Below are 1,079 nucleotides of genomic sequence, written 5' to 3' on the forward strand. Positions count from 1 at the left end.
GTTCGAGAATATGGGCGCCCAGATGGTCCGCGAAGTCGCCTCGAAGACCAACGACCTCGCCGGCGACGGCACCACGACTGCCACCGTGCTTGCCCAAGCGATCGTTCGCGAAGGCGCCAAGGCGGTCGCCTCGGGCATGAACCCGATGGATCTAAAACGCGGCATCGACAAATCGGTGGATGCGGTGGTCGCCGAACTCAAGACCAATGCGCGCAAGATCACCAGAAACGACGAGATCGCCCAGGTCGGCACCATCTCGGCCAATGGCGATGCCGAGATCGGACGTTTCCTGGCCGAGGCTATGGAAAAGGTCGGCAACGAAGGCGTCATCACCGTCGAGGAAGCCAAGACCGCCGAGACCGAGCTGGAAGTCGTCGAAGGCATGCAGTTCGACCGCGGTTATCTCTCGCCCTACTTCATCACCAACCAGGACAAGATGCGCGTCGAACTCGACGAGCCCTATGTGCTGATCCATGAGAAGAAGCTCGGCAACCTCCAGGCGCTGCTTCCCGTGCTCGAGGCCGTCGTCCAGTCGGGCAAGCCGCTGCTGATCATCGCCGAGGATGTCGAGGGCGAGGCTCTGGCCACGCTGGTGGTCAACAAGCTGCGCGGCGGGCTGAAGGTCGCCGCCGTCAAGGCTCCGGGCTTCGGCGACCGCCGCATGGCCATGCTGGAGGACATCGCCATCCTGACCGGCGGCACGGCCATCAGCGAGGATCTCGGCATCAAGCTGGAGAACGTCACGCTGGAGATGCTCGGCCGCGCCAAGAAGGTCGCGATCGAGAAGGAGAACACCACCATCGTCGACGGCGCCGGCAAGAAGGAGGAGATCCAGGGCCGCGTCACGCAGATCAAGGCCCAGATCGAGGAGACCACCTCCGACTATGATCGCGAGAAGCTGCAGGAGCGGCTGGCCAAGCTCGCCGGCGGCGTCGCGGTGATCCGCGTCGGCGGCGCGACGGAAGTCGAGGTCAAGGAGAAGAAGGACCGTGTCGACGACGCGCTGCACGCCACCCGCGCCGCGGTCGAGGAAGGCATCCTGCCCGGCGGCGGCGTTGCCCTGCTGAGGGCGGCCAAGG

Annotated in this window: 1 protein-coding gene; it reads left to right on the forward strand. The window is 65.1% G+C overall.

What is annotated here, in order from left to right:
• A partial coding sequence (gene groL, locus EOA28_RS36685; RefSeq protein WP_128315887.1) for a chaperonin GroEL occupies positions 1-1,079 on the forward strand: 1,079 nt, incomplete at both ends.

The sequence above is a fragment of the Mesorhizobium sp. M2A.F.Ca.ET.067.02.1.1 genome, assembly GCF_004023285.1.
Classification (GTDB): Bacteria; Pseudomonadota; Alphaproteobacteria; order Rhizobiales; family Rhizobiaceae; genus Mesorhizobium.